Source organism: Chitinispirillales bacterium ANBcel5, from assembly GCA_029688955.1.
Classification (GTDB): domain Bacteria; phylum Fibrobacterota; class Chitinivibrionia; order Chitinivibrionales; family Chitinispirillaceae; genus Cellulosispirillum; species Cellulosispirillum alkaliphilum.
The window spans coordinates 1-21,631 of record JARUKZ010000045.1 but is presented as its reverse complement, the minus strand read 5'-3'; the positions used below and the strand labels follow the sequence as shown (position 1 = coordinate 21,631).

The 21,631-nt window shown below is 40.3% G+C and carries 10 protein-coding genes; 9 read left to right on the top strand and 1 reads right to left on the bottom strand.

What is annotated here, in order from left to right; genetic code table 11:
* Nucleotides 1–65: 65 nt before the first annotated feature.
* From QA601_16720 to nhaC, 4 genes are all read left to right on the top strand, one after another.
* Nucleotides 66–4,826 (top strand): ankyrin repeat domain-containing protein, encoded by a 4,761-nt coding sequence (locus tag QA601_16720; protein MDG5816743.1) that lies wholly within the window; start codon nt 66–68, stop codon nt 4,824–4,826.
* A 459-nt stretch (nt 4,827–5,285) separates the two neighbouring features.
* Entirely contained in the window at nt 5,286–7,019 is a 1,734-nt protein-coding gene (locus QA601_16715) for a Na/Pi cotransporter family protein (GenBank protein ID MDG5816742.1), read from the top strand.
* Between the two features lie 61 nt (nt 7,020–7,080).
* A complete protein-coding gene (locus QA601_16710; protein MDG5816741.1) occupies nt 7,081–8,202 on the top strand; it encodes a rhomboid family intramembrane serine protease in 1,122 nt (373 codons plus the stop codon).
* 143 nt (nt 8,203–8,345) lie between these two features.
* Entirely contained in the window at nt 8,346–9,773 is a 1,428-nt protein-coding gene (gene nhaC / locus QA601_16705; GenBank protein MDG5816740.1) for a Na+/H+ antiporter NhaC, read from the top strand.
* A 96-nt stretch (nt 9,774–9,869) separates the two neighbouring features.
* Here nhaC and QA601_16700 read toward each other — a convergent pair whose 3' ends face one another.
* Nucleotides 9,870–13,226 (bottom strand): RICIN domain-containing protein, encoded by a 3,357-nt coding sequence (locus QA601_16700; GenBank protein ID MDG5816739.1) that lies wholly within the window; start codon nt 13,224–13,226, stop codon nt 9,870–9,872.
* A gap of 298 nt (nt 13,227–13,524) precedes the next feature.
* Here QA601_16700 and QA601_16695 point away from each other — a divergent pair, with 298 nt between their 5' ends.
* The 5 genes from QA601_16695 to QA601_16675 all read left to right on the top strand — a co-directional run bounded on the left by QA601_16695 (nt 13,525) and on the right by QA601_16675 (nt 21,426).
* Nucleotides 13,525–15,141 (top strand): FAD-dependent oxidoreductase, encoded by a 1,617-nt coding sequence (locus QA601_16695; protein ID MDG5816738.1) that lies wholly within the window; start codon nt 13,525–13,527, stop codon nt 15,139–15,141.
* A gap of 22 nt (nt 15,142–15,163) precedes the next feature.
* Nucleotides 15,164–16,345, top strand: a complete 1,182-nt coding sequence (locus tag QA601_16690) for a polysaccharide pyruvyl transferase family protein (GenBank protein ID MDG5816737.1) — start codon at nt 15,164–15,166, stop codon at nt 16,343–16,345.
* A 201-nt stretch (nt 16,346–16,546) separates the two neighbouring features.
* Entirely contained in the window at nt 16,547–18,562 is a 2,016-nt protein-coding gene (locus QA601_16685) for a heavy metal translocating P-type ATPase (protein MDG5816736.1), read from the top strand.
* Nucleotides 18,563–18,626: 64 nt separating this feature from the next.
* Nucleotides 18,627–19,064 carry a hypothetical protein gene (locus QA601_16680; GenBank protein ID MDG5816735.1) on the top strand — a complete coding sequence of 146 codons (438 nt, stop codon included), beginning with the start codon at nt 18,627–18,629 and terminating at the stop codon, nt 19,062–19,064.
* A 211-nt stretch (nt 19,065–19,275) separates the two neighbouring features.
* On the top strand, nt 19,276–21,426 hold the full coding sequence (locus tag QA601_16675) for a PAS domain S-box protein (protein MDG5816734.1): 2,151 nt from the start codon (nt 19,276–19,278) through the stop codon (nt 21,424–21,426).
* Nucleotides 21,427–21,631: the final 205 nt, after the last annotated feature.

Genomic DNA, 21,631 nt, shown 5'->3' with positions numbered 1-21,631 from the left:
TACTATAAAAGGGGTTCTTAGCACCATTTGAAGCTATTTTGTAGTAAGTTATCCCAGGGATACTAATGAAACATCGAATACTACTCTTTAAACTGATTGTAATACTTCTTATCTACGCAGCCCTCTATTCCTGTTCCCCAACTCATTCTCAAAAAGTGTCGCTCTCTTTAGGGCTTGATACACTTACTTCTCATGAACGAGATGAGCTTTTTGTCGCCCTTTTAGACAGAGACGATGAAACGCTCAATCAACATTACCACGATACCATTTCTCACCTGTTTGATCTGGGCCTTTCCGAAGAGGTGATGTTTGAGACGCTTAATAGGAAGAAGTACGCACAGTTTCTTCAGCTGTTGAAATCAGGTTACAGCCCACCGGAGTTTTATAAAGATGGTGATGGAACAAAAAATAGATTGATCAATCATCCAAATCTGATAGGAGATGAGCTGCATATACTCATAATAGCAACTCTTTTAGACTCAGGTCACAGTGCTGATTTGAAAACCTTCAAAAACTGGGAGGAAAACGACTATGGACTGTTTGTGCTTTCAACTCATCCAGCGAATAAAGAGGTTTTGGAAGAAAACAGAGGATATCTGATCCCACTTCTATATGAGAATAGGATGATCGATATTGTTGAATATCGATCGGTTATGGAATACCTTGATGAGTTGAATGATTTGCTCAATGCAATTATGCTCAATGACACTTCTGTTATTGAACAAAATTTAATAAAGGTGTTACAATTTAATGAAGAGATCACTTCTTCAAAAAAATTGTCACTTGATTCCGATGAATCAGATCCTAACTATGAATTTATCAAAGAATTATATGATCTGACAATACTGGCTATTGCTTTTGATTGTGGATTTTTCATTGAAAAACTCTACAATTATAACTCCGGGTTATTTAATGAATATATCATTAGTGTAATGATTACTACCGGGGAAGAAAGAGTATCTGAATTTGTATTAGCAAATGTGTTTGATCAACGACCAAAAGAACACAAAATTACCAATCCATATCTCTTAGAATTAGTAATGGAAGAAGGAGATACAGCCAGATTAGAAATGCTCGAATTTTGTTTTGATTTAGATGACCTGATGTTTAAAAAAGGGGAGACGTATGGAGTTATTTTACAATTACTTTCCCATGACCTAAAAACTGTGGAGAACCTGTCCCCGAATAGTGAAAAAGCAATAAAGGCTATTATTGAAAATGATATTGATTACATTAAAGAGTATAGTTCACAGGGGCGATGTTTTATAAGTCCTACTGATATGGGTTTTACTATGCTTGATATAATTTTAGCATCAGGTAATGAAAAAATGATTACCATGGCCTTTGATCATCTCAGAGAAGTTGCATTTGATGATTTGGATTGGATAATTAACAAAAAAAGGGCGCTCTATATTGTAGCTAATTCACAAGTATTTGATTCTGAAACTTACCGGGAGGAGTTTGGGTTAGATCGTTATGTCGATTACTTTGTAAAAACTGCATTCAAGTACAAAGATAAAAGATTGCTTTCTGGACTTGTCGAAAATGGATTTACGTTTTCTGATTACGGAGAAACGATCGTCTCAGATATACGACTGTTTTTACCAAAAAATGAGGATTTTCTAAATTACGCTTTAAAGAATGGTTTAAGAGCAGATCACCCCTTTGGGTTTGGGACAATAAGGGAGTTAGATTTATCCTACAGATTATTACCACTTAATCATCAATCAGGTCCAAAAGAATTCTCAATGGATTATTATCTGGAACCATTTGTTTTCTATGTAATTGCCTGGAGTATAAAGGCTGAAGAAATATTTGATCTTTGGTTTGAAAATGGAGCTTCTGAGTTGTTAGATAAACAGGGTTTAACATATCTCGACAAGGCTTTAAAGGCAAATAGAACAGGTATTGTTGAGAAACTCATACAAGAAGAAGTTTTACCATTAGATGAAAATGGGGATCCTAACCTCTTTTTAATGTCTTCTTTTGATTACGCTACCAACGCAATGATTGAGGTATTTGTTAAATATGATCTTTTTGAACAACTGTCAGCAGAAGATATTAGTAATTATATGTTAAAAAATGACCCAACTGTTTGGGTCACTCAGTTTATGAACAAAAGATATGGAGTTTATGATCAGTTAAAATATCTTTTAAACTTACAAGCTTACATGTACATGGGAATGTATAATAATGCTAAAGAGACTCTTGATCAGATAGCCACATTGCCTTTACACAAACACCTCACTCAGGAATTTATAGAGAGTGAAGGTTCTTTTTTTGAAGTTGCACTTAAAAAAGACAGTGCGCTTTCTAAATACATAACAGAAAATCACTCCTATATTATTGAAAATTGTATAGATGAGCAGTTAAAATATGCTCATTATGCTCTAAAATCAGAGATGGTTTGGTTGTTGGATTACCTCTTTCGAAAAAATCCTGAAATAGTAAACTATTATAGTAATTACCACTATTCATTACTTTTTAGTGCCTTATTTTTCGAAAAACCTGAATATAATAGGTATGAAATGGTAAAGTATTTATTAGAAAAAGGGGCAGATCCAAATAGTGGATTACCAAATTCAGATTTAACGTTGTACGAAATATTTATTGATAATCAACACTTATTTGATGATTTTGAGAAGTTAGATGTTATGTTTCGGGAATATGGCGCCCCAGAGGGATTAAAGGAAAAAAGAGAAAAGGAGCTGATGGAAAGCTTTCTTAGACAAAACGCACCGGATGGGGTTAAAACGATATTACAAGGAGGATATAATCCTTCCGGTTTTATTATAAATAGCGATGGGCTTGAAGAGTCTTATATAAGTTACTGCTCAAGGAGAGGCTTTTATATAAGTGCGTTTTATCTGCTACTGTACGGAGCTGATATTGAATGTACGTTGATCCCCGAAGAACTTTCGCCTTTAACACTCGCACTTATTAACGACAGTTACGAAATGGCCCGAATATTACTTCTGTTTGGTGCTGATTTATCTGCAGTTATTCCCGACAATGCTGAAATTTCCGAAATCGAACCGGGTACCACCATAGAAGAGTGGATAGATATGGAAGGGAAAAGAGAAAAACTGTTTCCCGGTACTGCCGATCTCTTTAATGATCAGAATTTCAAAATGGCATTTGCTTCAGATAATCCCGAAGATATTGCTGAAATAATTTCCGAAAAATCTGCTTATGATGGATTTTTTCCAAATGATCGTGTTGTCTCTATTTTCGAAAAAATATTTCAGGAGAAATCATTTGAGTATATACAAACTTTTGTAGAAAAAAAACAACAATTGCCACACCCCGGGCATCTAACGGCTTTAGCTGCATCGGTTGATCGAAAGGGCTTAGTTGACCTGCTTATATCTACTGGTCTTCATAAGGATAGAAAAGAATATATCTATCACTACTACGGGCAAATTATAAAAAGTATAAATAGTCAAAACGGTAAAGATAAGGAGATTACTACTGAGACGGACTTTAACATTTTAGAGTACTATCCTCCTTTAAGCAGTGAAAAAAAGAGAGCACTTGCATTTAATATGAAAAATTTTTCTCTTGGAGAAAGAACAGTGGAAGAAAAGTATTTTGCGTACTGCACGGCGCTTGAGTACTTTAACCCGGAAGCTTTTGTCATTCTCCTTAAAAATGATTTAGACGTTTGCGACGAAGTGGTAGAAGTCTACATCGCAGTTTATGAAAATGATTATGACCAGTTTATAGAAGCTATCAGGCAAATGAGTTTAAAGAATGCATCACAGTTCCCTCTTTCGATGCTTCTGACATGGGCTGCAAAAAACAACAGCACCGAAATTGTACAATGGTTGATTGAATCAGGGTGGGATGACCAGTGGGCTTATCCTTTCAATAGGCAGTGGCGAGTTCCAATGTTTTGGGCTATTTTCAATGAAAACATCGAAATAGCTTCAATGCTGTATAATACAGCGTCTTTTAAACGTATGAACAATTCATGCCGCCAGCAAAGAAACTGTTTCTTTTATGATCTTGCAGTGATCAGTAAACGTACAAAAGTATTAGAATATTTGGTCGAAAAGGGAGTCATTACCCTGGACCATCATAACAGGATTAATCTTTTAAACAAAGCAATAAGTTCAGATAACGTAAAACTCTCAAAATTACTATTTGAACAAATTCAGCCCGACAGTGTACCTGGCTTTTATAAGAAAAATGAGGATGTCTTTGACGATGTCACTGTTTTTGACTCTGTAACAGCTATTTATAAAGGCATAAGGAGCAATGCTACCAAAGTTATTGATAGTATGTTCAGGGATGAGTATGAAAGATTTGAGGAGGTTTATTTTTCTGAGCAAAGTTTAAAGAGAGCAATTGCACATGGGGCGAATGCAATTGCCGTAGAGATCCTTGAGGGCGGTGTTGAACCGGGGGAGGGATTCTTCGATAGCTACCGTATGGTCGGGGCTTATTATGCAAACTCCAACAAACATTTAAATCAAACTCTGATGCAAGTGGGTTGGGATAAGAGAAGAATTTTGGAACAAACTGGATTCAATAAGCTCCATATATATAGAATACTAGAAAATGAGGAGGCCAGGGAGTGGATTAGAGAAATAATTGATCCCCAAAATGGGTTCTTCAATAATGAATCCGCTCAACAGAGGTTTTTAACATCGGCTATTGAAATTGGCTGCAGTGAAACAGTAGAATTCATTCTGGGACTTGGTGTTAAATGGTATTACCGTCGGTCTTATAAACAAATATCCTTTTTTGAAAGTATTAATGAGTATGAGCTATGGAAGGAAATGATGCAGATATTGATAGATGTTGAGAGGCAAAGGATGTAGTACCCCCAGACATTTTTTTTGCACTGATACAGTAGGTTTTGGGACGTGTATAGTATGAATTGAATCCGTTCTGCAGGGAGCTCATATATGATACTATACCTATCAAGTAATATAGGTACCAGTTTTTTAGTTATAACTACAATAAATTGGCTCCAAAACAGTAGTGAGAGTTATTTTTTAGCTCTATGGAAACTAATTATTATTATAACGGCGTATTGCTTCAACCCACTGTTTTTAAAAGAATTGGTACAATTCAAAAAAGCTGGCCTGCCCTTAATTTGTACCCTTATATTGAACCAAGAGAAAACAGCATTTGCAGAAAAGATTTGTTCAGTAAAAGTTCAATAGTTATTTTAAATCTCCTCATGAAAACACTTGTTCAAAATAGATATCTGCAATCAGGTTTAACCCCCTCGTTTATACTTATTGGTTATGTAATTACCCCTAACGGAGAAAGACATGGATAACTCTGTCATAATGGCGATGGTGTTTGGTGTTATTGGTGGTCTGGGCATTTTTCTTCTTGGAATGAGATATATGTCGGACGGCCTTCAAACTGTAGCGGGAAACCGTTTACGTGGTTTGATAGGGATGGTGACCAATAATCGTATAATGGCAATAGGGGTTGGTACAGCCGTTACAGCAATCGTTCAGTCCAGCAGTATTACTACGGTGATGGTGGTTGGGTTCGTGAATTCGGGGCTTATGACCCTGAAACAGGCAATCGGTGTAATTATGGGCTCAAATATTGGGACTACTATTACGGGGTGGATCGTTGTTTTGGCTGTGGGACAATATGGTTTGCCTTTAGTTGGGGTATCGGCGTTGGTTTTTCTGTTTTCAAAACAGGAGAAAATCCGCTACCTGGGTATGACCATAATGGGTGTGGGAATGATCTTTTTCGGTCTGCAGCTAATGAACGATGGCCTTGCACCCATTCGCGATTTACCGGAATTTGTTCGCTGGTTTCACATGTTTTCTGCTGACACCTACTGGGGCATATTTAAGTGTATTCTGGTTGGATGTATCCTTACCCTGATTGTGCAATCCTCTTCTGCAACACTGGCTATCACCATGATGCTTGCTTCAACAGGGATTATTGGCTTTGAAAGTGCTGCCGCTCTTGTGCTGGGTGAAAATATCGGTACAACAATTACTGCATTCCTTGCCTCTCTCGGTACTACTACCAACGCCAAACGTGCTGCTTACAGTCATATCGTAATTAAGATGGTTGGTGTTTTCTGGATAACTATACTTTTTCATCCCTACATGAGACTTATTCACTCTGTTGTTGGTAACGATCCAAATACAATTGTTATGGTGGATGGAGCTGAGACTTATCCTTATATACAGGCTGCTATCGCCGCTTCCCATACGATATTCAACATTATCTCTACTGCCATATTTATTCCTCTTTTGCCTGCTATGGTAAAATTTTTGACAAAATACGTTCCCGACAAATCCTCTGGAGAAAAACCTCAGCTTACCAATCTGGACATTCGAAGCATTGAGACCCCTATTATTGCAATAGAACAATCAAGAAAAGAGATTGTTATAATGGGTAGAGTGAATCGGGAAATGGTCGACTCTCTGCGGCAGATATTAAGCACTTCCAAAGCTGATAAGGCTACCATCGACGAGATATTTCATCATGAAGAAGTGCTGGATAATATACAAAAAGAAGTCATGGCTTTTTTAACAGAGGTTCTGGATGGAAATGTACCACTGAGTCTTTCTGAAGAAGCTCAAAAACAGATGCGTATGGCTGATGAGTATGAAACCCTCAGTGATTATGTCACAACCATTCTTAAACTTTATCTGAGGTTAAGTAATAATGGTATTGAACTGTCTCAGGTTATGAGAGAGGATCTTTTGGAACTGCATGATTTAGTCGCCGAATACTTTGATAACGTAAATACTTCATATGCCGCAGGTCCGAAGAACTTCCCCAAAGTGCTTCCTAATGGTGATTATATTACAGATAAATTTAGAGATCTGCGAAACCGTCATCTCTCCAGGCTTGCAGAAGAAAAATCTGACCCTATGTTAAGTACTGTTTTCTCAGATATGCTCAATAGCTACAGGCGAGTAAAAGATCATGTACTTAATATAGCTGAAGTCATTGCTGAGGTTAAGTCTATTAATATGACAAAGAGTGTTAAAACAGAAGAAAAAACTGAAACAGTGCCCTGATAAATCGAAAAAAGCAGTTTTTTTGATTATCGGTATCTCCGAATAAAAGGGAAAAATCGGTATGGAAAAGCCACCAGAGAATAATAAGGAAATTGGTAACGAATATAATGTTACCTTCAGGGGGCTTTTTCCCGGTAAAACCTATCTGTTTACCCCACTTTTGATTTATGTAAATAGCCTGGTGTTCCTGTTGATGGTTGCTTCGGGGGGCAATCTCTTTGACACTGAGGTTGACTCATTGATTCGCTGGGGTGGTAACTTAAGAAGTTTAACGATAGGCGGAGAACCCTGGAGACTCATCACCTCTGTTTTTTTGCATTCAGGTATCATTCATCTCGCATTCAACATTTACATTCTAATCTATATTGGTTCTGTACTCGAAAAAGCCATAGGAAAAAAAAGATTCATTCTCGCCTACATTTTTTCGGGAACCTTATCCAGTGTATTCAGTCTTATATTTAACGAGAATATCGTCTCTGTAGGTGCTTCGGGAGCTATTTTCGGTATCATTGGGGTGCTTGGTATTCAACTTATACTGAAAAGGATTTCCATACCCTCTGCTACAATGAAAAATATGGCGTTAAGTGCCGGGTTTTTCATTTTTTACAACGTCATTTATGCGATCAGACTGGAAGGTATTGATCATGTTGCGCACTTAGGTGGTTTAATCAGTGGGGGGACCATTGGAGCCATCTATTCTCTTGATAGAGTAAAAAAAATTAACCCTGTTTTTACCTATATCATCCTGGGAGTGTTTTTCTGTACCTCACTCATTATTGGGCTAAGCTCCGTTTCAGATACTTTGGGCAGATATGAAGCTGCAATGTACGAGTTTTCATCCAATGAAAAGAAAACTTTGTGGGCTTTTGAAAAAGACATATCGTTACACATAAATCAGGAGCAACTAAGGCTAAATAAAGAGAGAATTCATGATGAAGGGATATTCTTGTGGCAGAGAAATGAGGAGATTATTTCTGACTTGCTTACTGCCAACTATCCTGAACAGTTACAAAACCACTTGAGGAAATTACTGGAATATTCACAGCTAAGAAAGAACTATTTTAAGACCTTAGTTGATTTAATTGATGTTGATACCCCCGAAGCAAGATTACATTTAGATACGACGACTCAAAATATTGCCAGAATTTTATCTCAAATGGAAGAGATGAATCGGCAATGGTAAATGTTTCTTTAGTATAAACTTTCGCTGTAGGTTCTCTACTGAAGCTACGGCTCTTCTATTGAACTTCATCACTCATTATACTATCTTCAAAGTTTGAATTACAACCAAAATACAAATAATGTAAGTGTGAAAAGAGGTTCATTTTGACTTCAAAAAAAGTAACTCCTCCAGCAAAAGTTGCTTTGATACCAGTTTTGGTAGTAGGTGTTTCTCTTGGGTTGTCAGTTTTCGTCTATGATGCACAACCTCATATACCGTTGTTTTTTGGTGCTGTAGCGGCCGGTTTAACAGCAATAGTTTACGGCTATAGCTGGGAAACCATAAGCAATGGATTCACCAGAAGCATTGCACGAGCAATACCTTCCCTGATTATACTCCTTATTATAGGTATGATTATTGGGGTTTGGATCGCCAGTGGAATCGTGCCGGCAATGATGTATTATGGGTTTAATGTTTTAGTGCCGGCCTGGTTTTTACCATCAATACTTATTATATGCAGTATAATGTCAGTTGTAACCGGTAGTTCCTGGACTACTGCAGGTACAATCGGGGTTGCAGCTATTGGGATAGGTCAGGGATTAGGTATTCCTGCTCCGGCAGTAGCAGGAGCCGTTGTTTCCGGGGCCTTTTTTGGTGACAAACTCTCTCCCTTGTCCGATTCAACAAATCTTACCCCCTCTGTTTTAGGCCTCGATCTTTATGTCCATATAAAGCATATGCTCTATACAACAATACCAAGTTTTATTCTTGCCTTAATAATGTTTACAGTCCTTGGTTTTATTCTTTCTGAGGGTGCTGCAAATACGGAACATATGAATCAATATCAGGAACTGATAAGGGAGAATTTCAAGCTCTCCTTTTGGCTTTTGATTCCTCCGGTAGCAGTAATTACACTTATAGTGTTTAAAATACCTGCAATACCAAGTTTGGTCGCTGGGGTTGTTTTGGGTGGTGTCATGATGGTTACTGTTCAGGGGCAAAGCTCTGGTGAATTTTTTACTATTCTATATGATGGGTTCTCAATTTCTACCGGCTGGGAGGAGATGGACAATTTACTTTCCAGAGGTGGTATGGAAAGTATGTATTCAGTGGTAGCCCTCGCCATAATGGCATTATCGTTTGGTGGTATTATGAACCATTGTAATATGTTAAAATCTCTGGTCGATAAAATGTCATCACTTGTTAACAAAGCCGGTAGTCTGGTACTGACTACTCTGGTTACTTCAGTATTTATTAATATCTTCGGTGCTAATCAGTATCTTGCTGTTATCATTCCGGGGCAGATGTATGAGCAGGCGTATAAGAAATTAAATCTTAAGATGGAAAACCTTTCAAGAGCACTTGAAGGGGGAGGGACATTGACCGCTCCACTCATATCCTGGAATAGTAGTGGGGTTTTTATGTACTCTGTATTGGCTGTGAGCCCTCTTGCGTATTTCCCTTATGCATTTGTTTGCTGGTTGACTCCTTTGGTGGTTGCTGTTTTTGGATTCTTTAATATTACAATGACCAAAACTGAAACAAAGAAACAATCGGTAAGTCAAAAAGAAAAGGTACTGGTGAGTAACTGAGGTATACAGAGTTGCATATAAAAAAAGAAAATAACCCCATTGCAGATCATCTGCATGGGGTTACTGTTAAAGCAAACAATAGTACACATTAACACACTAACGTATAAGCCTTTGAACCGTGACTTCATTTCCCGCTTTCATCCTCAAAAAGTACACCCCTGAAGAGAAGTTGGACATACTGATCGAATGCGTATGTGTACCAGTTGGTAAATACCTCGAAAACGTTGATAAATTTTGACCTCTTGCATTCAATAGCTGAATATTGACCTGTGCTGGTTCATCCAGATTGTATCTGATTTCGGTAACAGGGCTAAAGTGATTCGTACCGGTGATAGCAAATACACCGTTTTTACCGCTAAGATTTCTGCTATGAATATTTTGCACTGAAGTAGTTTCGTCGTCATAGCTTACAATACCGGCTCCGGCATATCTGGTTACCATATCCCTAACACTCAGTGCTGAGTTTAGGGTGTAGGAGTAGTAGTCCTCAGGTGCCCAATCAGGTTCTCCGGTTTTAATTCTTGGATCGTGATCATGGTTTATGCGATTGATTAAGCTCCCCTGACCACGTTCAAGTACAATACCAGTTTCGTGATACCAGTCCGTGAAACGACCAGAATTCCACACATGGTTATTCTCGGAAATGATCTGAGCTTCTATGCCCGGACCCATTACATAGGAACCAATATCTTCAAAGTAGTTATTAAACAGATGAGCTTCTCCAAAACGCATCCGGGGGTGCCTTGACTCAGAATTGTAAATGTAATTATGATGATAAGTAACTTTTAAAAAACCTCTGTCATGGGTGTGACTTTCATCATGTCCCAGCAACATCGTTTTGTGATGATCATGAATCACATTCCATGAAATAGTAATATAGCTTGCCTCTCGTTTGATATCTATAATACCATCATCAGCCGGACCTTCAAAGGTATTGTGATCGATCCACACATGCGTTGCTCCATGTTCAATATTGATATAGTCATCAGGAGCTCCACCGGTAAATCTAATATTTCTGATAATGATATTTGTTCTGGTTACTTCACCTACTCCATCATTTCTTGTACCTCTAATGTTTAAACCACCACCCCTAATTTTTGCGCCTTCGAGACCAAAGAGTGTTTTATTAGGGGCAATACTGTGCATATTATGTTGAGGACGGTGTGCATCACCTTCTCCCAGTACAATTTCACCATCTATAAGAATGATATAAGGATCTTCATGCTGCATGTAGTAAATAAGGTCTTCAGCCGTGGAAACAGTTACAACCTCGCCTCCTTCTCCGCCTGTAGTACCCTCTCCAACTGTCGCAAACCCCTGGATGCTAAAATCAGGTTCAACGGAGGAAGCGGTGACCCTAAGTATTTGCCACTGCTGCTCTGAACTGTTATTATCATCAGCTCCTATTACATTTTCGCCACTGGCAGTCAAAACACTACCTCTGCCTTCGTTTGTCAGTTTAAAGTAGCTATCTTCCACATGCTGAATATCCCAGTAATGGGTACCACTGGATCCATCTCGCTCCTGTCGTACATCTGAGCCAGCATCACGCATCACCTTATCGGTATGAGCATTGATAATATTAAAATTGTTCTCTTCAAATTCTACCCGCCATAACTGTGGGATTGCATCTTCAATCTCCGCAGTTATAATGCTTGCATCATTTTCTATACTTCTGTTCTGGATATCGATTGCCTTACCATTACTCCTATTTATAAACATGTAAAAGGCTCTTTCATTAAAATCTGCCGAAGTCAGAGGTTCTGTAACAAAAGACCCAACAGGTTTAACATCACCCGAAGAGCCTTCGATAAAATTAGCCGTAACTGTTTTATCGCTGTCCATAGTAATTGTTGTAAAACCACTTGTCCCTTCGATATCTCCACTCCATGATTCAAATACCCATCCGGAGCGGGGCAGTGCAGAAAGTTCAACTTCATCGCCCTGTTCGAAAATGCCCGATGAAGGGTTTACTGTTCCATCTCCATTTACATTCACAGTCAGCTCAAAAACCGGAACATCACTTTCGGAAAAGTTAGCTGTAATGGATTTATCACCATCCATAGCAACTGTTATAGAATTTCCAGAACCACCAACATCACCACTCCAATTTGTAAGAGCCCAGCCGGGCTCGGGGTTGGCTGTAATAGTTACTATGGTTCCTTCAGCAAAAGAGGTGCGTTGTGGCTCTGCTCTAACGCTTCCATTACCAGTAGTGCTTAGGGTAAGGCTGTAGTACTCAAGAGGGTCATCTGTTGCGGCTTCAAATGATCTGCCTGCGTGTTCTCTTACAATACCTTCAACATCTTCGACTCTATCCAGAATGTGCTCATAACTATACGGAACGTCAGTAGATGATAGTTCGTTTTCCCAAACCTTGTCATCAACGGGACTATCTTCAATAATGTTATCAATTAAATGCCAGTATCCGGTACCGCTTCCATACCACCAACCCACTGGCCCCTGTATATAACCGCCCTGGTTGTCTACATTTCCGGAGCCAACGTTTCTGAATACATTACGTTCGATTCTAACCTGAGCCCCTTCTCTGCTGTTGATTGCTGAGCCGGGGATGTCTTCAAAAACATTGTTGAACATATGGGTTGTAGCGTATCGGTTAAGAGGTACACGCGTGTTAATTTCATAGAACATATTATGATGAAAAGTTATGTTGTCTGGGGCTGCGCTTGGGCTGTCACTGTGACCTACCAGTATGCCTTTATAATGATGTTCAAAAATGTTCCACGAAACAGTAATGGCATTCGAGGAGTGTTTGATTGATAATAATTCATCATATTTTTCTTTAAATTCATCATCATCATTGACTGAACCATCAGGGTTATAGGTTATCGGTTCACTATGAAAGTGGTTGCGATCTATCCATAAGTTATTGGAATAGGCTATCTCTAACCCTGTTGCTTCACCCGCTCTTACATTAAAAATATTTAAATTACGAATGATAACATTACTACTTCTTATCACCCTTATACCAATACCGTTAAGAACCCCTTTATCACCATCACCAATAATCGATATATTTTCTGAATCTTCAATTCTAAATTCACTGACTCCGTGGGGAGTAAGTTCACCGGTAATGTAAAAAGTAACCGGTGGATGGGGGGGAGCATTGCTGCCGCTTCGATGGTATCTCATTATTCCTAACAGTGCAGACTGAAGGTGTTGTGGGTCGTCGATGTATAGAATCATTCCATCATCGTAGTCTCCACTCTCCATTGCACTCTCGATATCTTCACCATACGATACTACTTGAGGATTGCTTCCCTGCCCACCAGTAACCGTTTGGTGGACACTATTGTTGCTTCGGTTTCTCTCATCGGTAGATCCTGTAGTAGTACCGTAGCCAACAAGACTAAAGTCAATATTCGCCATTACATTTGTAACGTTTAGAAAAAGAAACAAACTTACTGTCAAGCATAGTTTCTTAAACTTCATAAAATACCTCCTATTAAAGCGGCTAAAAAACGAATCTATACAGTGAATAATATAAGCACTTAAAGGATAAATGGCAGCTGACTTTTAGGTTTTGATCATTTTTCCGTGGGCACTTTTGGCCACAACTGATCTTTTCAATTGAAACCATATCAGTGGCTTAATAAAGAATGGCCATGTTTCTGCATATAATAATCTAACAGGTACTTTGGTATACCCACTAAGGCGGTATTGGGGTATATAGTTTGCTTTAAAGAAGCTAAGAACCAAAAGAATTGAAATCTAAATGGATTACTTTAATATGTTAAACAGATATTACTACCCGCTAATTAAGGGGAGAAAACCCGAAGATGTTCAGTCCGATGTTTGTGTGTACGGAGCAACTTCCAGTGGAATAGTGTGTGCCGTTGAAGCCGCGCGTATGGGAAAAAGTGTATCGATCGTGGAGTTTGGCAAATTTATAGGTGGAATGACCACATCGGGACTCAGCGCAACTGATATTGGGGATAAGAGTTCAATAGGTGGACTAACTCTTGAGTTTCACAAAGAACTCGGTAACTACTACGGGGACGGTGAACGCTGGTTTTTTGAACCTAAAGTTGCCAGCAAGGTTTTCAGTGACTGGATCGAAAAATATTCAATTGGGTTATACAGGCAACAGGTGCTTTATAAGGTTGAAATGAGCGCTGACAGGCGTATCAGTACATTAATCACAGAGGACGGGAGTAGATTCAGGGCCAAAGTGTTTGTTGATGCCACCTACGAGGGTGATTTGATGGCACGGGCAGGGGTGAGTTATACCATCGGCAGAGAGGGAAACGAAGAGTACGATGAGCATTTCAGTGGAATTCACTATGGATCAGATCACCATAATTTCCTGCGATTTGTAGATCCGTACCGTGTACCAGGAGATCACAATAGTGGACTGTTACCCGGCATTAGTTCCATGCCCTTTGGGCACAATGGAGAGGGGGATAAACTTACACAAGCGTATAATTTTCGTCTGTGTATCACAAAAGATGAAAAAAAGAAGGTACTTTTTCCAAAACCCAAAGAGTACGATGTTGAGCGCTACGAATTGTTACGTAGATATATTGATGCAGGAATATTTGATGTCTTTAACCTCTCGATTCCTATACCAAACAACAAAGCTGATCACAATAGCTGGGGAGCCGTTAACAGCGACAACGTGGGGGGAAATTACCTTTGGCCTGATGGCAACTATGAGGTGCGCGAGCTTATATATCAGGACCATATACACTACCAAAAAGGTTTGTTTTGGTTTTTATGCAATGATTTGAGAATCCCAAGGAGAGTGCGCAAGGCTGCAAATGAATGGGGGCTTGCAGGTGATGAATTTACCGAAACTGATAACTGGCCTCCTCAGCTCTATGTCAGAGAGGCTCGAAGAATGCGCTCAGATTATATCATTACAGAACACAATGCTTTTGGCAAAATCAAGGCAGATGATCCCATCGGTATGGCTTCATTTAAGATGGATTCTCATAATTGTAAAAGGGTAGTAAAATCCGGCAGAGCGATGAATGAGGGTAATTTTGAAGTGGGGTTGATTTCACCTTACGGTATATCTTACCGTGCTTTAAGGCCAAAAAGATCTGAGTGCAGAAATTTGCTTGTCTCAATTTGTATTTCTGCTTCCCATATTGCTTACTGCTCAATTCGAATGGAATCGGTATATATGATCATGGGGCAATCCGCTGGTGTCGCTGCTGCTATGGCAATAGATAAGACTGATTCAATCGTTCAGGATATCTCCTATAGCGACCTACAAAGAGAACTGCTGATTAAGGGTCAGGTATTGGGCGAACTGGAGCAAACTCCTGAGGAACTTGAGCTTGAAGGGAAGAGAACCGCAGGGGGAGAGGTCGCGACCGGGATACGTTCCACATCGCGTTAATACGTAGAATCGGAGAGTTCACATGGATGAATCAAAAGTGGTAAGAATTGGTATCAGTGGCTCATATGGTGGTAATAACATGGGCGATGAGGCGATTCTTCAGTCCATGATCAACCAGATTAGAAAAAAGGTTAAGGCTGAGATTGTGGTGTTTTCCCGTGACCCCGGAGATACCATGAATCGTCACAAGGTTGATAGGGCTGTTGCAATCAGAACTATGAGTCGCAGGGAAGCTGAAGTTGAGGTCCAAAGGCTGGACGTCTTTATAGTTGGAGGCGGGGGTATACTGTACGATGTTGATGTTCATAAATATTTGCGTGAAGCACAGATTGCCTATAAGAAAGGTATTCCGGTTATGGTGTATGCGGTTGGAGCAGGACCGCTTAAAACACCAGCCGCCCAACAACTGGTAAAGGAGGTGTTGGATATTGCTGCGGTAGTGACGGTGAGAGATAAGCCATCTTTACGTTTGCTGGAGGAAATTGGTGTTCATAGAGAGATCATTGTAACTGCAGATCCGGCTCTGCTTTTAGAACCTGAAAAGGTGCAGATCAACTTCCTTTCACAGTCTGGAATAGGAAAAGGGAGAATGCTTTTCGGTATGTCGGTGAGAGAGCCGGGAAAAGCTGCGCCGGACATAAAAGAGGAACATTATCATGAAATCATAGCAAATGCCGCGGATTACATGATCGACAGGTATAATGCTCATATAGTATTCATTCCAATGGAGCGTAAAACAGCAGTTGATCTCCATCAATCCTATGCTGTTATTACTAAGATGGTATGGCCTCAGAATGTGAGTGTTCTTGATGCTGAGTACTCACCAGGGCAGATTATGACGATCATAAAAGACCTCAAATTTGTGGTCGGTATGCGCCTTCATTTCCTCATTTTTGCTGCATTGCAGGGTGTTCCCTTTGTACCACTTCCATATTCGGGTAAAGTGATGGGCTTATTGGAGGAGTTACACCTTGATACTCCGCCGCTTAAAAATATTACTGCAGGAAGACTGATCGCTTTTATTGATAAAGCCTGGGATCAGCGTAATGAAATTCTTGAACGAATTGAAAACCTTCTGCCTCTGCTGCAAAAACGTTCTGCTCAAAACAATACGTTACTTATAGAGCTTTTAAGAATCCTCTATGCGCGGCGGGGGAAAAGTCCAGAGCAGTTGTTTAGTGATAACAACACAGGACAAACCTGAGTCATGTTCAGGGTAAACTGCTTAGGAGAGCTTAAGTTTGTTTTTCACTGAAACAGTACCCTTCCATTTTTAAGGCACTACTGCCACGTCTCTTTTGGGAGCCTCAGCGATTGTCGGTGTGACACTTAGAATAATGTTAATGGTCTGGTTCTTGCACATCTAAAAATTAGAGCATTTTTCAAATACTCGTATGGGGCTATTATGCAAGGACACTCAGACCAGGGACATACAAATCACGAAAGCCATAGGGAATCACATGAAGGTGCCCATGGTGACTATCACAGCGGGATGGTAAAAGAATTCAGGCGTCGATTCTGGGTAGCTTTGATTATTACGATACCAATCCTTTTGCTATCTCCTATGATTCAGCAGTTTTTGGGGCTTCGTGAGCAGTTACGCTTTCCAGGAGATCAGCTTGTACTCTTTATCCTCTCGGCATTTCTTTACTTCTATGGCGGAAAACCGTTTCTTGTGGGTATAGTAAGAGAGGTAAAAACACGTGATTTTGGGATGATGACTCTTATTGCCCTGGCAATCACAGTAGCTTTTGTATATAGTGCAGCTGTTACCTTCGGGCTCCCCGGTGAAGTGCTTTACTGGGAACTTGCCACTCTTATCACAATTATGCTTCTTGGGCACTGGCTTGAAATGAGATCGATCTCAGGAGCTTCCCGGGCGCTTGAGTCGTTGGTAAAGCTTATGCCCTCTGTGGCGCACAGAATCAAAAACGATGGTACTGTTGAGGATATCAGGGTTGATGAGATACAATCACAGGATACTGTTCTGGTTAAACCCGGGGAAAAAATCCCTGTTGATGGTACGGTTGTGGAGGGGGAATCATCGGTCAATGAAGCGATGATTACCGGAGAATCCACACCTGTTTATAAAGGCAAAGATGGCGATGTGGTGGGGGGCTCTATCAATGGAGAAGGCGCGATAAAAGTAATGGTAACCCGCACCGGCGAACAGTCCTATCTCTCTCAGATGATAAAACTTGTGCAGCAAGCTCAGCAGGGGAAGTCAAAAACTCAACTTTTGGCAAACAGGGCGGCTGTATGGCTCACCGCAGTTGCTCTTGTTGGTGGGGCTGTAACGTTAGTTGTGTGGCTTATATTAGGTGTTGAATTTGCATTTGCAATAGAGCGCACAGTGACAGTGATGGTCATAGCCTGCCCGCATGCACTTGGTCTTGCAATACCGCTGGTGATAGCCGTTTCCACCTCCATTTCGGCTTCCAGGGGGCTATTAATAAAAAAACGCCCTGCATTTGAATCTTCGCGTTCCATTCAGGCGGTGCTCTTTGATAAAACGGGTACACTTACGGAAGGCAAATTTGGAGTAAGCGATATCGTGTCTTTAGATGAAAGCTTTGATCGTGACAAGCTTCTTCTCTGGGCGGCTTCTGTTGAAGCGCATTCGGAGCATCCTATTGCCAAAGCCATTGTGGAATCCGCTGCGCAAACACTCGCTGTTTCGGAGTTCAGAGCTATAGCAGGAAGAGGCGCGCAGGGCATGGTTGAGGGCAAACAGGTGCTGGCCGTGAGCCCGGCTTACGTTAAAGAAAAGGGGTACGATTACCAAAAGGGTCGGGTTTCAAAACTTCTTGAGAGCGGAAAAACGGTTATATTTGTAATTGTAGACGAGAAGGTTACAGGCGCAATAGCGCTTATGGATATCATTCGGGAGGAATCAAAAGAGGCTATTTCCAGACTTAAAGCCATGGGCATAAAGACGGTTATGATAACCGGGGATAATCAAAAGGTCGCACAATGGGCTGCCTGGGAGATGGGGATAGATGAATATTTTGCAGAAGTTCTTCCTCAAGAGAAGGTTGAGAAGGTAAAAGAGGTACAGGGAAGAGGGCTTTTTACTGCAATGGTGGGAGATGGGATAAATGATGCACCGGCACTTGCAACCGCAGATGTAGGAATTGCCATTGGTGCGGGTACGGAAGTGGCAGCGGAGACTGCTGATGTAATATTGGTGAGAAATGATCCCCGTGATGTGGTTTCAATTCTTGAGCTTGCAAGGGCTTCCTACAGAAAAATGGTGCAAAATCTTTTCTGGGCAACCGGTTACAATGTAATAGCAATTCCACTGGCCGCAGGGGTGCTCTACAATCTGGGGGTTATTCTGAGCCCGGCCATGGGAGCTGCTCTGATGTCCATTAGTACAATCATTGTAGCAGTTAACGCCAAAATACTACGGGTTGGTTGAAAAGCGATTTGCTTTTCTCTTGTTCACTTTTTCTTTGGTTAACTTTTAGTTTAGGGAGGATCAGATGAGAAAAAAACTATATACTTTAACAGTTCTGTTGTTTTCTGCAGTTACCTTATTTGCCCAACATCCCCATTCACCTGAAGATGATAACGGTGCCCATCCCAGAAGAGGGCCGGGGATGCATGATGAGGCACATAATGAAAGAATGATGGGTATGATGATGATGGGAATGTGTCCTATGCATACGTTGCAACCTCAGGTAATTCCTACCGATGATGATGGAATTGTGGTGGTCATTGGAAACAGAATAGTAAAATTTGACAGTGATTTAAATCAGGTAGAGGAAGTGACGGTGGAGCTGAGTACACAGGAGATGCAGCAGATAATCAGGCAAAGGGCTGAAATGATGAATATTTGCAGAGAAATAATGGAAGAGATGAGCCCTGAAGAAGAGGATGATAATGAGATGACTCCGGAGGAGCCTGAAGAGAATCAATAAGTTGTTTTCGGGATACTTTAAACTGCTCGACGATATATTTAGGCCTTATAAAGGGCACTGCTCCATCCGGGCAGAGCCCTTTTTTACTATAACACCCTACTTTTTCTCCTTACTTCAACATTTGAGCCTTGCTCAGAGGCTGCTTTTCTGATATAATTTCCTTTTATAGGTTTGGATTGGGCTTGCCTGCGATCAAAAGATGAGGTATAAAATGGGTAGTGCTGAGAAGGTAGAGTTTTCAGCTATTGAAGATAGTTTGTATAAAGACCTGATCGAGGAGGCATCATTTGGCTATGCTTTCCTGAAACTGGTATATGATAACCGGGGGATTCCCTGTGATTTTAAATTTATACACGTTAATAAAGCCTTTGAGAATATTACCCATCTAAAAAGAGAGCAGATGTTTTCGGGAGTGGCTTCGAAGGTAATACCTGAAATTCAGAGCAGCAGGTACGATTGGTTAGGTCTTTTCAGCAGTATTACCGGCAAGCAAAAAAAAATAATTGAACGACAAATTGATTTTGGAAAATGGTTTAGAGTAGAGGTAAGTTCTCCGCGTAAAGATCACTGTATAATACTTTTGTTTGATATTTCAGAACAGAAGCTTGTAGAGAGCATACTGGAAGAAAAAGCGATTGCTTTAAAAAACCATGTAGAAGAAATGAATATGCTGGTAAAGCTCTCAGGGCTGATGCAGGAAAGAAATTCAAGCATACGCGACTTTTTACGTCATGCAGTAGAGCTTGTGCCTTCTGCCTGGAAAAACCCGCTAAATACTGCTGCCCGTATTCGGTACAACGATTATGAGTTTACTACAGAAAAATTTTATGAGACCGGTGACTGTTTAAAAAAAGATCTTATTGTGTTTAATAAAATTATTGGCGCTGTAGAGATTCACTACCTTGATAAAGAAATTATTCCAAAAAGTGAGATGTCACTCAGACACGAACATGAGCTTATCGATACGCTGGCAGCTTTTCTCGAATCGGCAATAGAGAAGATGGAGTCGTTGCAAGCACTAAAAGAAAATGAATCAAAGCTGAGGCTTTATTTCGAAAATGCTCCCGACGGTATCTTTATAGCAAACCCCGAAGGACAGTTTACTGAGGTTAATCCGGCCGCCTGTTCAATGCTAGGGTTTAGTGAAAACGAGCTTTTAAAGATGCAAATACCTGATGTAGTACCTAAAGACTCTCCGGAGCCAGTGCAACATCGAGAGGAATTTCTTAAAAATGGTGTATTTAAAGAACGAATAGAGGTGGTGAAAAAAGATGGTTCCAAATTGCCGGTGGCTATATCGTGTGTAATATTGCCGGATAAGCGCCTGATGGCTTTTTGTAAAGATGTCAGTAAACGCAAAAAGGTAGAGCAGGAGGTTGCACTATATTACAGTGCTATTCAGTCAGTGGCTCAACCGATGATTATCACCGACTCAAACGGGCAGATTCTGGAGATTAATAAGGCATTTACAAATATGTACGGGTATTCAAAAGAGGAAATTGTTGGTGAGAATCCAAATGTTCTGAATCCAGGAAAGAAGGTATACACCAATCTTGGCTATACAGAACAGGGATATTTTTCCATATTCGATAGCCTTTGGAGGGCTGTTATAAACCCGGATGTTGGTACCTGGGAAAATGAGATAATAAACAGAAAAAAGGATGGTTCCCTTCTTTGGGTGAGGTTGATGGTGAATGGAGTTTATGATAAAAGTAGAAAACTAAAAAATATCATTGGCCTACCAATCGATATCTCAAACATCAGAGAAAGGGAAACAACATGTAAAATACAACTATACCGAACTATCGCAGATATGGCAGAACTAAGAGACAATGAGACCGGAAATCACATGAGACGAGTTGGTATTTTCTCCAAAATGATAGCAAAGAAGCTTGGAATGCCTCAAAAGTACTGCGATGATATAGAGGTGTTTGCACCTATGCATGATATCGGTAAAGTTGGTATACTTGATTCTATATTGCTTGCCAGAAGAAAACTCACACTGGAAGAGTTTAATGAGATGAAAAATCATACAATTCTGGGGTATAATATTGTAAAAGGAAATCATGAACTTGAACTTGCTGCCGCTATAACCCTCAGTCATCATGAACGCTTTGATGGCAAGGGGTATCCCCATGGCTTAGAGAGAGAAAACATTCCTTTATCTGCAAGAATCACTGCCATTGCTGACGTATATGATGCTTTGCGGAGCAAACGGCCCTATAAAGACGGTTGGCCGCATAATAAAACCAGGGAGGAAATTGTTAGAAATGCAGGCACGCAGTTTGATCCTGAGCTGGTGGCTATTTTTGACCATCTTAACAGTAGTTTCGATGATACCTATAATGCACTCAGAGACTGAAGCTATCTGCAGAACTCAATAAACCTGGCGAATAAACTCCACGCCCTATGCTTTTGTTGTACCCGGTGCATCCAAAACAGCGCATTTCCCTTAAATTGTACTCACTTATGGCTTCACGGAATTGTTTTTTAGATAAATATCTACCGCCTCACTGAGAATAGAGACCGCCTCACTGAGAATAGAGACCGCCTCACTGAGAATAGAG